The organism is Nonomuraea sp. NPDC049129, from assembly GCF_040648495.1.
Classification (GTDB): domain Bacteria; phylum Actinomycetota; class Actinomycetes; order Streptosporangiales; family Streptosporangiaceae; genus Nonomuraea.
Genome location: NZ_JBEZDU010000010.1, coordinates 167,158 through 179,333, shown reverse-complemented (window position 1 = coordinate 179,333; position 12,176 = coordinate 167,158). Strand labels below are relative to the sequence as shown.

At 71.6% G+C, this 12,176-nt stretch carries 12 protein-coding genes; 3 read left to right on the top strand and 9 right to left on the bottom strand.

Translation table 11 applies throughout. The annotated features are described in order from the left end of the window. Positions 1-31 precede the first annotated feature (31 nt). Positions 32-1,567, bottom strand: coding sequence for a serine/threonine-protein kinase (locus AB0B64_RS30635; RefSeq protein WP_357940095.1), 1,536 nt, complete (start codon positions 1,565-1,567; stop codon positions 32-34). Between the two features lie 140 nt (positions 1,568-1,707). Here AB0B64_RS30635 and AB0B64_RS30630 point away from each other — a divergent pair, with 140 nt between their 5' ends. Together AB0B64_RS30630 and AB0B64_RS30625 are read left to right on the top strand one after the other, a co-directional pair. Then, positions 1,708-2,829 carry a CaiB/BaiF CoA-transferase family protein gene (locus AB0B64_RS30630; protein ID WP_358181488.1) on the top strand — a complete coding sequence of 374 codons (1,122 nt, stop codon included), beginning with the start codon at positions 1,708-1,710 and terminating at the stop codon, positions 2,827-2,829. A 1-nt stretch (position 2,830) separates the two neighbouring features. Next, a complete protein-coding gene (locus AB0B64_RS30625) occupies positions 2,831-3,988 on the top strand; it encodes a cytochrome P450 (protein WP_358181485.1) in 1,158 nt (385 codons plus the stop codon). Here AB0B64_RS30625 and AB0B64_RS30620 read toward each other — a convergent pair. From AB0B64_RS30620 to AB0B64_RS30590, 7 genes are all read right to left on the bottom strand, one after another. Continuing rightward, a complete protein-coding gene (locus AB0B64_RS30620) occupies positions 3,951-4,709 on the bottom strand; it encodes a hypothetical protein (protein WP_358181482.1) in 759 nt (252 codons plus the stop codon). The genes AB0B64_RS30625 and AB0B64_RS30620 overlap by 38 nt on opposite strands. After that, entirely contained in the window at positions 4,706-5,785 is a 1,080-nt protein-coding gene (locus AB0B64_RS30615; protein ID WP_357940090.1) for a glycosyltransferase family 4 protein, read from the bottom strand. Before AB0B64_RS30615 ends, AB0B64_RS30620 begins: the two co-directional genes overlap by 4 nt. Further along, on the bottom strand, positions 5,785-6,129 hold the full coding sequence (locus tag AB0B64_RS30610; RefSeq protein ID WP_357940089.1) for a hypothetical protein: 345 nt from the start codon (positions 6,127-6,129) through the stop codon (positions 5,785-5,787). The genes AB0B64_RS30615 and AB0B64_RS30610 overlap by 1 nt, the downstream gene beginning before the upstream one ends. Beyond that, the gene (locus tag AB0B64_RS30605) at positions 6,126-6,836 is read right to left on the bottom strand and encodes a hypothetical protein (RefSeq protein WP_358181479.1); all 711 of its coding nucleotides are present in this window, start codon (positions 6,834-6,836) and stop codon (positions 6,126-6,128) included. The genes AB0B64_RS30610 and AB0B64_RS30605 overlap by 4 nt, the downstream gene beginning before the upstream one ends. A gap of 11 nt (positions 6,837-6,847) precedes the next feature. Further along, positions 6,848-7,969 carry a glycosyltransferase gene (locus AB0B64_RS30600; protein ID WP_358181476.1) on the bottom strand — a complete coding sequence of 374 codons (1,122 nt, stop codon included), beginning with the start codon at positions 7,967-7,969 and terminating at the stop codon, positions 6,848-6,850. Positions 7,970-8,023: 54 nt separating this feature from the next. Beyond that, positions 8,024-9,241, bottom strand: coding sequence for an FAD-dependent monooxygenase (locus AB0B64_RS30595; protein WP_358181473.1), 1,218 nt, complete (start codon positions 9,239-9,241; stop codon positions 8,024-8,026). 127 nt (positions 9,242-9,368) lie between these two features. Continuing rightward, positions 9,369-9,824: a GyrI-like domain-containing protein gene (locus AB0B64_RS30590; RefSeq protein WP_357940082.1), complete on the bottom strand. Its 456-nt coding sequence runs from the start codon at positions 9,822-9,824 to the stop codon at positions 9,369-9,371. A 94-nt stretch (positions 9,825-9,918) separates the two neighbouring features. Here AB0B64_RS30590 and AB0B64_RS30585 point away from each other — a divergent pair, with 94 nt between their 5' ends. Beyond that, entirely contained in the window at positions 9,919-11,358 is a 1,440-nt protein-coding gene (locus AB0B64_RS30585) for a GuaB1 family IMP dehydrogenase-related protein (protein WP_357940080.1), read from the top strand. Positions 11,359-11,380: 22 nt separating this feature from the next. Here AB0B64_RS30585 and AB0B64_RS30580 read toward each other — a convergent pair whose 3' ends face one another. Continuing rightward, positions 11,381-12,136, bottom strand: coding sequence for an SDR family oxidoreductase (locus tag AB0B64_RS30580; RefSeq protein WP_358181470.1), 756 nt, complete (start codon positions 12,134-12,136; stop codon positions 11,381-11,383). Positions 12,137-12,176 lie beyond the last annotated feature (40 nt).

Here is a 12,176-nt window from a genome sequence, read left to right as displayed (position 1 = left end):
GCCATCACCGGCATGACCGTGGAGGGGTTACTCATGCCGCTACCGTAAAGCTGGCGATCACCTGCCGCATCAACCCCTGGTCTTGTTTCCAGCGCGCCTCGGTGGCCGTCCACGACAGGACGTAGGCGGTGTCCCCGATCGCCACCGCCCGCTGCACCTCGTGGTACTTCACGCCCTGCGTGCTCCACGGCGCGTCGCCGGTCGGCCCCGCCGTGTAGGTGAACTCCCATTCCACGGCCTTGGTCCCCTGGTGGGTGACGGACCTGCGGCGCAGGGTCCGAACGTCCTGGTCGTTCTGCCCGGCGGTCTCCTGCGAGTCGCGGATGATCTGGTTCGGGTCCGGGTTGACGTAGATGGCCTGGACGCCGAAGTGCCCGCTCCGGTCCCGGCGCGTCCACTCGGTGTAGGCCTCCTTGCGGGCGCCCCGCCAGCCGATGGGCCGCATGATGGACCAGCCGTCGGGGGACTTCCAGGCCCGTACCGTCGCCACCACCCTGGTCGGGGTGGGCGTCGGGGTGGGGGTGGGCGTCGCGCTGGTCTCGGCGCTGGGCGGCGGCGTGCTCGGCGGCGCGCTGGCCACGGCGCTCTGCGTGACGCGCGGCGCGCCTTCCGCCGACCCGCTGAACTTGAAGAAGGCGAACCCGCCGCCGGCGACCACCAGCACCGCCGCCGCTGCCGCCGCGAGGAGGGTACGGCCGCCGCGGGGCGGCTTCGGCTCCACCACGACCCGGTCGGCGTTCGGCTGCTTGGCGGCGACGACGGCGGCCAGCAGCGCGTCTGCCTGCTCGGCGTTGACCCGTTCGTGCGGCTCCTTGCGTAGCAGCCCTTGCAGGACCGGGTGCATGATCGGCGGGATCCGGCGGTAGTCCGGCTCCTCGCTCAGCAGCGCGTTCAGCGTGGCCATGGGATCGCCGCGCTCGAACGGCGACCGGCCGACCAGCGTGGCGTAGAGCGTGGCCCCGAGCGACCACAGGTCGGAGGCGGGCCCGGACTCGGCCGCGCGCACCCGTTCGGGAGCCAGGAAGCTCGGCGAGCCGGTCACCATCCCGGTCTGGGTGAGCGACGCGTCTCCTTCGGCGGTGGCGATGCCGAAGTCGGTGAGCACGGCCCGGCCGTCGTCGGTGAGCAGGATGTTGCTCGGCTTGACGTCGCGGTGCAGGATCCCGACCTCATGCGCGGCCCGCAACGCCGACAGCACCTGGCGGCCCACGTCGGCCGCCTGCCGTACCGGAAGAGCGCCGGAGGTGGCGACGACCTCCTCCACCGAGGGGTGGCGTACCAGCTCCATGATGATCCACGGCCGGCCGTCCTCCTCGACCACGTCGTAGATCGCGACGACGGACGGGTGGTTCAGCCGTGCCGCCATACGCGCCTCGCGGGCGGTACGGAGCAGCTGCCGTTCCTGGTCGGCCCGGGGCAGTCCCGCGGGCAGGAGCACTTCCTTAACGGCGATCTGCCGGTTGAGCAGTGTGTCGCGGCCTTCCCAGACCACGCCCATACCGCCGCGCCCCAGTTCGCGCAGTAACTGGTAGCGCTTGGCCACCAGCTGGTTGCTATCCGAAACCATGTCCAACCCTTGTAGACCCACCCGAACAGTGGGCAAGTTTCCCATACCTCGCGTATGTCTGCCTGGAGGTCGGGAAGGCGTCTTGCCAGAGGTCACCGAATGTTGTTCTACTGAGGCCAGCCGAGTCGTAGGAGATGCCGATGTCTGAAGGCCGTCAGGGCCCGCTCGCCGGGATCCGGGTGCTGGAGCTCGCGGGGCTCGCGCCGGGCCCGTTCGCCGGGATGATGCTCGCCGACCACGGCGCCGACGTGCTGCGCGTCGACCGCGTGTCCGCCGTCTCCGACGAGCCGCGGACGGACGTCATGGACCGCGGCAAGCACACCATCGGCCTGGACCTGAAGTCGCCCGAGGGCGTCGCCGCGCTCAAGGAACTGGCGAGGAACGCCGACGTCGTCATCGAGGTGTTCCGGCCCGGAGTGGCGGAGCGGCTCGGCATCGGCCCCGCCGACCTCCACGCGGTGAACGAGCGGCTGATCTACGGCCGGATGACCGGCTGGGGACAGGACGGGCCGCTCGCCACCACCGCGGGCCACGACATCGACTACATCGCGATCTCCGGCATCCTGTCGATGCTCGGCCGCGCGGAGGACAAGCCGACGCCGCCGATCAACATCCTGGGCGACTTCGCCGGCGGCGGTCTCATGCTCGCGTACGGCGTGCTGCTCGCCCTGTTCGAGCGGGAACGCACCGGCAAGGGCCGAGTGATCGACGCGGCCATGGTGGACGGCGCCGCGATCCTGTTCGCGATGTTCTACCACGGCGTGCAGAGCGGCTTCTGGGGCCCGCGCGGCACGAACCTGCTGGACACCGGCGCGCCCCACTACGACACCTATGAGACGGCCGACGGGGAGTTCATGGCGGTCGGCTCGCTGGAGCCGCAGTTCTGGAACGCGATGGTGACCCGGATGGGGCTGACGGACCTGCCGGACCGCGGCGACAAGAAGCAGTGGCCGGCGCTCAAGGCCCGCCTGGCCGAGGAGTTCAAGTCGCGGACGCGGGCGGAGTGGGAGGCGGTGTTCGAGGGCTCCGACGCGTGCGTGTCGCCGGTCCTGTCCATGAAGGAGGCCGTCCGGCATCCGCACAACGTGGCCAGGGGCGCCTTCGCCGACGTCGGCGGGCTCAGCCAGCCGGTACCCGCCCCGCGCCTGCTCGGCGTACCGGACCAGGACCTCTCACCCGCCACCCGGCTCACCGACCTGTCCGCCTGGGGCCTGAGCGCCGAGGCCGCGGAGAAGCTGCGCTCCCAGGGGGTGCTGGCCTGACATGAACCCCGACCTGCTCGACGGCGCCCTGTACGCGGGCGACCCGGCACCCGTCTACGCCTGGCTGCGCGAGCACTCCCCCGTTCACCACGACGCCGCCAACGGGCTGTGGGGCATCTCCCGCCACGCCGACATCACGGCCATCGAGCGCGATCCCGGGCTGTGGACCAGCACCGGCGGCTACCGCCCCCAGCTGCCCTCCGATCCGTCGATGATCGGCATGGACGACCCGGAGCACGCCGAGCACCGCCGCCTCGTCTACCGCCGCTTCACGCCGCGCTACGTCCACGAGCGCTACGCCGCCCGCGTCCGCGAGGTCGTCGTCGAGCTGATCGACCAGGCCCTGGAGACCGGCACCGTCGACGCGGTGCCCGCCCTGGCCGCGCCGCTGCCCGCCCGCATGATCGGCTGGCTGCTCGGCTTCCCCGACACGGACTGGCCGCGGCTCAAGCACTGGTCGGAGACCACGATCGTGGCGGGCGGCGGCCTGCGCTACGTCACGCACGAGGCCGCGGTCGCCGCGGGCGAGTTCGGCGAGGCCGTACTGGCCCTGGCCGCCGAGCGCCGGACGTGCCCGGCCGACGACCTGGTGACCCTGTGGTCCGGCCGGGCCGCCTACGACGACGACCACCTGGCGAACGAGGCGCTGCTGCTGCTCGACGGCGGCGCGGAGACCACTCGTACGGTCATCGCGACCGCGATCGACGCGCTGATCCGGCACCCGGACCAGTGGCGGCTGCTGCGGGAGGACCGCGGCCTGATCGAGAACGCCGTGGAGGAGTTCATCCGCTGGACCACCCCGATCCTGAACATGTGCCGCTCGGCCACCCGCGACACCGAGCTCCACGGGCAGCGCATCGGCCGCGGCCAGCAGGTCCTGCTCATGTACGGCTCGGCGAACCGGGACGAGTCGGTGTTCGACCGCCCGGAGGTGTTCGACGTGACGCGCAAGCCGGGCGGGCACATCGCGTTCGGCCTGGGGACCCACTTCTGCCTGGGCGCGTCCCTGGCCCGGCTGGAGTTACGGATCTTCTTCGAGGAGTGGATCGACCGGGTGGGCTCAGCCGCCTGGGCCGACGACGCGGGCCCGCGCATCCTGCCCAACGCGTTCGTGCGCGGCGTCACGTCCTTTCCCGTCGTGCTCTCGCCGCGCGGGTGAACTGGTCGTCGAAGCGGCGGGGGAAGGGCACCATCCGATGCTTGTGCCGGTACGGCGCGGCCTGCCGTACCACGTTGAACCCGGCGGCGGAGACGATGCGGCCGGCCGTGGCGAACAGCGGCCAGGCCGGGCGGACGGCGAGGTGGGCCACCCCGGCGGGCAGGCCGGGCGGCGCGGCGGGCGAGACGAGCACGAGGCGCGGGCTGAGACCTTCGTGGACGGCGCTCTCGCGGGCGTACGCCACCAGCTCCAGGATCTCGCCCGGCGGCCCGGAATGCACGATCAGCCAGTCCCCCGAAGCCGTCAGCCAGTCTTCCGGAGCCGTGGCGGGCGGGGCCGGTGGATCGGCCAGTGCCAGCGGGACCACCTCGTCCGACACCGACTCCAGGTAGGCCAGGTGGGGATCGCTCACCGGCTCGGCCAGCCACGTCCGGTGGAAACGCAACGGCCGGGCCGGGATCAGCGGCCGGTACGCGTCCCAGCGCAGCAGCCTGGCCAGGTGCACGACACGCGGCCCCGGCGGCACCGCCGCCTCGATCTCGCCGTCGAGCCCGGCGGGAAAGGCGTCCACCACGATCTCGTCGGCCCGCGCGAGCACGGCCGGGTCGCGCGGCCACTCGGTGCGGATCGTGGCCGCGGCGCCCGGATGGACCGTGTGCAGGTAGGCCCGGACCCGCGTGAGATGGCCGAGCCCGCCGCCTCTGGCGTAACAGACGATCATGCGCTCTCGTGGAACACCCTCAGGTAGCCCTCCGTCTCGGCGGTCACCGTGAAGTCCCTGCGTACCCGCTCGGCCGCCGCCGTGCCGAGCTTGGCCAGCTGCTCGTCCGTCGCCCGCGCGGCCTGGTCGACCGCCGCCCGGCACTCGTGCGGGTCCCCGGCGGCGAAGCGGAAGCCGATCTCGTCGTCGACCAGGTCGGCCAGCCCGCCCGCGTCGGAGGCGAGCAGCGGGACGCCGAGGGCGGCGGCCTCCAGGGCCACGTTCGGCAGCCCGTCGTAGAACGAGGGCAGCGCGACCAGGTCGCAGGCGGCGTAGAGCGCGGGCAGCTCGTACCGGTCGAGGAACGGCAGCCGCGTGTGCCCGACCGGCACGTCCAGGTCCGCCTCCAACTCCCCGACGAGCAGCAGGTGGAACAGGTCCGCGTGCCCGGAGGCGGCCAGCGCGTCGAGCAGGAAGCCGACGCCCTTCTTGTTCTTGAGCTGCCCGATGAGCCCGATCGTGCGCCGGCCGGCGGCGGCCCGCCTGGCCAGGCCCGCCGCGCGTTCGGAGGGCAGGATCTGCCAGCCGGCGGTGTCGATGCCATTGGCCACCCACCGCACCCGCGCCTCCGGAACCAGCGCGGACACCAGCGGCGCGTGCCCCGAGGCCACCACGCACACCGTGGCCGAGGCCCGTAACGCGTCGAGCAGGGCGCCCCTCCGGCGCAGCGAGAAGACGCCGGTGTCGAAGTCGTTGCCGCGCAGCAGCGTCACCAGCGGCGCGCCGAGCCACGCGGCCAGGATCGGGGCGCCGAGCATGGCGTATGTGCCGCCGAACGCCACCACGTGCGTGTACGACTCACCGCGCAGCACGGTCCACAGCCGGCGCAGCGCGTGCTCGGGATTGTCCTCCAGCGGCACGGTGAGCAGCCGCCCGCCCCGCTCGCCGCCGGTCTGCCAGGGCCGGTCCCGCCTGGTCAGGTGCGCGACGTCGATCTCCACGCCCGCCTCACGCAGGCCCCTGACGATCCTGTCGCAGGACTCGGCCATGCCGCCCCTGCTCGGCGGGTAGTGCTCGGTGAGCCACAGCAGCCGCATCAGCTGTCCACGAAATCGCGCTCGTCGCCGTCGCCGAAGTCACCGAAGTCGCCCTGGTCCTCGGGGTCGAAGGCGCCTCTGTCGTAGTCGTCGAACGTGCCGTACCAGCCGGGGTCCTGGTAGGTGGAGGAGGTGCTCTGGTAGTGGTCGCGGCGGAAGCCGCTGGTCCAGAACGGGTCGTAGGCGGAGCCGTAGCCCTGGGCGGTCGCGCACTCGGGACAGACGCCGCCGGGACCGACGTGCCGGTCACAGATCGGCCTGCCGCACCCGGCGCAGGCGGCGACCGGCGCCCGGCCGCAGCGGCCGAGCACGAAGAATCCGGTGCTCACCATGCACGGGATCACGCGGCCCGCCTCCTTTGCGTCCACCTGAACGGTTCGGTCGCCACCGTCATGATCGCCCCGAGCTGGTCGCGCTCGGCGGGCAGCGGCACCTTGGCGGCGGCCCTGATCACGGTCTTCACGCCCGGACGGACCTTCACCCGGATCCACCACGGCGGCGGGCTGCCCGGCCGCGCCGGCACCTGGCCCTTGGCCAGCGAGCGGCTGGTCCGAATGTGCTGTACGGCCTTCGTCTTGGTCTTGGTCTTGTGCTTGCCCCGCGGGTTGACCTTGACGACGCGGCGGCGCCTGACCAGGTCGGTGACGGCGAGCGTGAGCACGCTGCCGTCGCGTAACTCCGAGCGGACGCTGAGCCACGGATCGCGCACCCACCACTCCTCGGCCCGCCGCACCGGCCGTACGACCGGCAGGGACCGGCGCGGGCTCTCCTTGCCGGGGACGCCGTGGCCGCGCAGATCCGCGGTGATACCGACCACGCCGCCGCCGACGTCTTCACAGAGCACCCTGATCAGCGGCACGAGCAGGCTCTCCGTACGCGCGGGCAGCCGCCACTTGGGCCGGCGGACGAGCCCGCGATGCCGGGAGAGGCTGGCCAGCAGCGCCGCCCATTCCGCCTTGGGCAGCGTGGCCGAGAGCGTGTGCTCCCAGATGAGGGTCTGGTGCAGCGGGTGGAACCCGGCGATCGCCGCCCGTGTCTTCCGCCAGAACATGGCTCGAAACACTACACACGGCGATAAACCTCGGCGAGCCTCGCCCGGGAATCCGCCCAGCTGGGCACCCTGACCCTGGCCCGCTCCGCCATCGCCCGCGCCTGGTCGGGGTACTCCAGGAGGATCCGGATCGCGCGAGCCAACTCGGCGGGCCGATCGGGCGCGACCAGCCGCCCGTCCTCCCCCAGGATCTCCCGTACGGCCGGCAGGTCCGAGGCCACCACCGGTGTGCCGGCCGCCATCGACTCCAGGATCTTGAGCGGGGCGCAGCCCTGGTCGAGGTTGCGCGGGCAGGCGGTGAGCGGGGCGGCGGACACGGCCGCGCCGGCCAGCCAGCCGGCCACCTCGTCGTGGGGCAGCGTGAACCGCCACACGATCCGCTCGGCCACCCCCAGGCGGTCGGCGAGGCGCTGGAGGGGTTTGGCGCGACGTTCCGGGACGGAGGAACAGACGACCAGGCGCAGCTCGGTCAGGTCGGCCAGCCTGGCGAAGGCACGGAACAGCACGTCCACGCCCTGCCAGCGCTGGAGGGCGCCTACGTAGATCAGGTAGTGCTCGGGCGCGGCGGTCGGTGCGGTCGGTGCCGGGGTGACGGGGTTGGCGGCGTTCGGAACGAGGAACACCTTTTCAGGTTTTATCCCCATTTTGCGGATGGCGTCCCCGATGACGGTCGATGGCACGACAACCGCGTCCGCCTGTTCCAGACAGTGCGCCTCCAGCCGCCGCAACTTGGCCACCGTGGCGGGGGCCGCCTGGGGCCAGGTGTGCGGCAGCTCGATGGACGGCAGCCCGTTCACCTCGTACACCACCTTGTGCCGGTGGCCGAGCACCGGCAGCGCGCTCCAGGGGTCACGCACGTGGACCAGTTCCAGCGTGTCCAGGTGCGGTGCGAGATGGCGGGCGACCCAGTGCGAGTACGCCTCGGCCCGGTCGATCAGGTTGGGGATCTGCTCGTCGAACCTGGCGATCTGGACATCGCCCTCGCGCTGGTAGCGCGGCAGCCCGCCCCCGCCCAGCACCCCCAGCAGCCCGCCGCCGAACCGGTCGAACAGCTCGGCGGCCATCTGCCCGATGTGCACCGCCGACCCCTTGCTCGAAGGGAACCGGTCAAAGGCGAAATAGGCGGCACGCACGGCGCGCAGTCTATTCGCGCCGTTTCCACTGACGCATAGCTGGCGTACAGCTGGCTACTGCCGCACGCCCTCGTACGCCGAGTAGTCCTTCAACGCGATCGAGTCGTGCAGCCGCATGCCCTTGCTGCCCAGCTTGGTAGCGGCCTTGGTCACCGCGACCGGCAGGTGGCCGATCAGCCGCGCGGCCTGGGTGAGCGTCCACAGGTCGAACCGGTTGCCGGGCACGATCCGCTTGGCCGCCCCGACCGCGAACGTGCGACTCCGCAGTACGTACTCACCGATCTCTGCCTCGTAGGCCGGGAAGGCGCGCTCGTGGTCGCCGCGCGCGGCGGCCAGCTCGCCCGCGAGAATGTACGCCCCGACGACGGCCAGGCTCGTGCTGCCGCCCACGGCCGGTCCCGGGCAGTAGCCCGCGTCGCCGACCAGCGTCACGCGGCCACGCGACCAGGTGTCGAGGCGCAGCTGGGTGATCGAGTCGAAGTAGAAGGCCGGGGTGCGGTCGAGCTCGGCCAGCAACCGGGGAACCTGCCAGCCCATCCCCGCGAACCGCTCGCGCAGCAGCTTCTTCTGCCGGGCGATGTCGCGATGGTGATACTGGAGCTGCTCCGGCGTCCTGAACAGGAACAGCGCCCGCGCGTCGGACATGTGCGCCGCGCCGTACATCCCGGCCATCCGCCCGATGCCGGACAGCCCCTCCATGCGGCCGTCGAGGTCGAGGTAGTTGGGCACCGAGAAGACGGCCAGATAGGCGCCGACCCAGGTGGAGAAGCGCGACTCGGGGCCGAAGACCAGGCCGCGCACGTTCGAGTGCAGCCCGTCGGCGCCGACGACCAGGTCGAACCGCCTGGACGGCCCGCGCTCGAAGGTCACCGTGCCGTCCTCGGCGATGGCGGTGATGGAGTCGTCGAAGACGTACTCGATGTCGGCGCGGGTGGCGTCGTAGAAGATCTCGCTGAGGTCGTCGCGCATGATCTCGACGTGCCGGTCCGACACGGCCGTGAAGACGCGCCGGAGGTCCAGCTCCACGGCCCCCTCCTGGCCTTCGCGATACATGGTGAGCCAGTTCGTGCCGGTCTTCTTGGCCGTGATCGGGTCGATCAGGCCCATCTTCTCGACGATGTCCATCGCGGGTCTGAACAGGTCGATCGCGTGGCCGCCCGTCTTGCGGAGCGACGGGGCGCGCTCCACGACGGTGACGTCGAAGCCGTACCTGTTGAGCCAGTACGCCAGCGCGGGTCCGGCGACACTCGCGCCGGAGATCAGGATCTGCATGGTGACACCCCCTTACCTAACGGATGGTAAGCGACCCGGAGCGACGCCCGCAAGAGGTTACTTAACGATAGGTAAGAGGTGGACCATGAAGCCACGACCCGAGCCCGTTCGGGCTCGGGTTCAGCGATCAGTAGACGGCGATGTAGAGGTCCGCGCCACCGGGGTGGTGCACCTCGAGGTCCGTCCTGAACGCCCGCGCGGGCGTGCCGCCCGACTCGGTGTGCTTCCACACCTGCTGCCAGGCGTCGACGATCGCCTGCGGCATCTGACCGCGCGCCTCGACCCGCAGAGCCGGGCCCGCGGGAACGCGTACGGCGACCATGCCCTCGGGCAGCCTGGGGACCGTCCGCACGCCGATGCCGACGATCTGCGTGTAGGCGCCGTGATGGTCGCCCTCGTAGTCGGTCAGCACCGCGTAAAGGTTCTCGTCGACGCGTCCCGGAATGTGGGCGAACGCCCCGGGCGCGCCCGCCCGTTGCCACAGCACGGGCAGCTTCGCCCTGGCGGGGTCTATCTCGTCGGCGTTCGAGGTGCGTACGGCGATACCGACGACTGTCAGCTCGTTTCTCTCAGTGACCTCCACAGGCCCTCCATCCCCCTAAGTATCCCGGCCGATCATATGGCCATAACAATCGGGAAACTCCTCATAAGCCACCCAGCGCATAAGATGGACGAACGTGAAGTTCCTTAACGGCCTCGAGCCGCAATACGACCTGACGTACAGCGACGTGTTCATGGTCCCGTCGCGTTCCTCGGTCGGTTCCCGGCTCGCGGTCGATCTTTCGACGAACGACGGCACGGGTACCACCATTCCGATCGTCGTGGCGAACATGACCGCGGTCGCCGGCCGGCGCATGGCCGAGACGATCGCCCGCCGGGGCGGCATCACCGTGATCCCCCAGGACATTCCCATCGATGTCGTGACGGAAGTCGTCGACTGGGTCAAGAAACGCGACCTGGTCCACGACACTCCGCTCACGCTGACGCCGCACGACACGGTCGGCGAGGCCATGCAGCTGCTGCCCAAGCGCGCCCACGGCGCGGTCATCGTCGTCGACTGGGACAACCGGCCGACCGGCGTGGTGACCGAGGCCGACTGCCAGGGCGTCGACATGTACACGCAGCTGTCGCAGGTGATGTCGAGCGAGCTGCTGACGCTGCCGGCCGGTCTTGAGCCGCGCGCGGCGTTCGACCGGTTGCACGGGGGCCGCCACCGCCTGGCGCCCATCGTGGACGCCGACGGCCGCCTGGTCGGCATCCTGACCCGCACGGGCGCCCTGCGCGCCACGCTCTACCAGCCCGCGCTCGACGCCGCCGGCCGGCTGCGCGTCGCGGCCGCCGTCGGCGTGAACGGCGACGTCGCGGCCAAGGCCAAGGAACTGCTCGATGCCGGGATCGACTGCCTGGTGGTCGACACCGCGCACGGGCACCAGGAGAAGATGGTCTCCGCCCTGCGCGCGGTCCGGGCCCTCGACCCGGGCGTGCCGGTCGCGGCGGGCAACGTGGTGACCGCCGAGGGCGTGCGCGACCTGGTGGACGCGGGCGCGGACATCCTCAAGGTGGGGGTCGGCCCCGGCGCCATGTGCACGACGCGGATGATGACCGGGGTGGGGCGGCCGCAGTTCTCGGCCGTGCTCGAATGCTCGGTGGAGGCGCGGCGGCTCGGGCGGCACGTGTGGGCCGACGGCGGTGTCCGGCACCCGCGTGATGTGGCGCTCGCCCTGGCCGCGGGCGCGGCCAACGTGATGATCGGCTCGTGGTTCGCCGGGACGTACGAGTCGCCCGGCGACGCGCGCACCGACGCCGACGGACGCAGGTACAAGGAGAACTTCGGCATGGCGTCCGCGCGGGCCGTGCGGCTGCGCACGGCGGAGGACAGCCCGTTCGATCGGGCCAGGAAGGCGCTGTTCGAGGAGGGGATCTCGACCTCGCGCATGTACCTGGATCCGCGGCGGCCGAGCGTGGAGGACCAGATCGACGCGATCGTGGCCGGGCTGCGGTCCTCGTGCACGTACGCGGGGGCGGCGAACCTGGAGGAGCTGCACGAGCGCGCGGTGGTCGGCATCCAGAGCGCCTCCGGCTACACCGAGGGCATGCCGCTGCACCAGAGCTGGTAGCGCGGCTCAGGCTCCGGCTGGCTCAGGTGCGGCGCCAGCCGCCTGCCGCGTGGATCCCGCCGTCGACGTGCAGCGTCGTGCCGGTCACGAACCTGGCCAGCTCACTGGCCAGGAACACCGCCGCGCCCGCCGCGTCGGCCGGCTCCCCGAGATGCCCGAGCGGCGGCAGGCGTACCGGCTCGAAGGGTCCGTCCGCCATCCGCTCCCGCACCTGTGTCTCGCCCTCGGTGGGCAGCCCGTCGGGCGCGATGGCGTTCACCCTGATGCCCAGGGGCGCGAACTCCAGCGCGAGCGACTTCGTCAGGCTCTCCAGCCCCGCCTTCATCGCCGCGTAGACCGCGAACCCCGGCGCCGCCTGGTGCGCCTCGCTGGAGGTCACGTTGATGATCGACGCCCCGGCGCCCATCATCGGCAGCATCCGGCGGATCATGCCGGTGACCTGCGTGAAGTTCTCCTCGATCAGGGTCCGCTCGCCGCGGGCCGTGGTGTCGGCGAACGCGGCGTGGAAGGTCCCGCCTGCGTTGTTCACCAGGATGTCCACGCGCCCCCACCGCTCGTGCACGGCCTGCGCGAACACCTCCACGGCGACCGGATCCCGTACGTCCAGGGTCATCGCCAGCTCGCTGCTCTGCTGCGGCTTGTCGCGGTCGCAGATCGCGACATGAGCCCCGAATGCCGCGAACGTCTCCGCGATCGCCCGCCCGATCCCCCGCGTCGCCCCGGTGATCACGGCGACGCGCCCGGTGAGCAGGATCGCATCGGCGGAAAGGGCGGCCATGAACGATGACCATATCCCGACCGCATAGAGTCGTCGGGTC

Excerpts from the sequence above, each read along its gene's own strand:
- AB0B64_RS30615 (WP_357940090.1), bottom strand. The coding sequence starts at position 5,785 with ATGCGGCTGCTGTGGCTCACCGAGCACTACCCGCCGAGCAGGGGCGGC.
- AB0B64_RS30625 (WP_358181485.1), top strand. The coding sequence starts at position 2,831 with ATGAACCCCGACCTGCTCGACGGCGCCCTGTACGCGGGCGACCCGGCA.
- AB0B64_RS30620 (WP_358181482.1), bottom strand. The coding sequence starts at position 4,709 with ATGATCGTCTGTTACGCCAGAGGCGGCGGGCTCGGCCATCTCACGCGG.
- AB0B64_RS30580 (WP_358181470.1), bottom strand. The coding sequence starts at position 12,136 with ATGGCCGCCCTTTCCGCCGATGCGATCCTGCTCACCGGGCGCGTCGCC.
- AB0B64_RS30630 (WP_358181488.1), top strand. The coding sequence starts at position 1,708 with ATGTCTGAAGGCCGTCAGGGCCCGCTCGCCGGGATCCGGGTGCTGGAG.
- AB0B64_RS30595 (WP_358181473.1), bottom strand. The coding sequence starts at position 9,241 with ATGCAGATCCTGATCTCCGGCGCGAGTGTCGCCGGACCCGCGCTGGCG.
- AB0B64_RS30635 (WP_357940095.1), bottom strand. The coding sequence starts at position 1,567 with ATGGTTTCGGATAGCAACCAGCTGGTGGCCAAGCGCTACCAGTTACTG.
- AB0B64_RS30605 (WP_358181479.1), bottom strand. The coding sequence starts at position 6,836 with ATGTTCTGGCGGAAGACACGGGCGGCGATCGCCGGGTTCCACCCGCTG.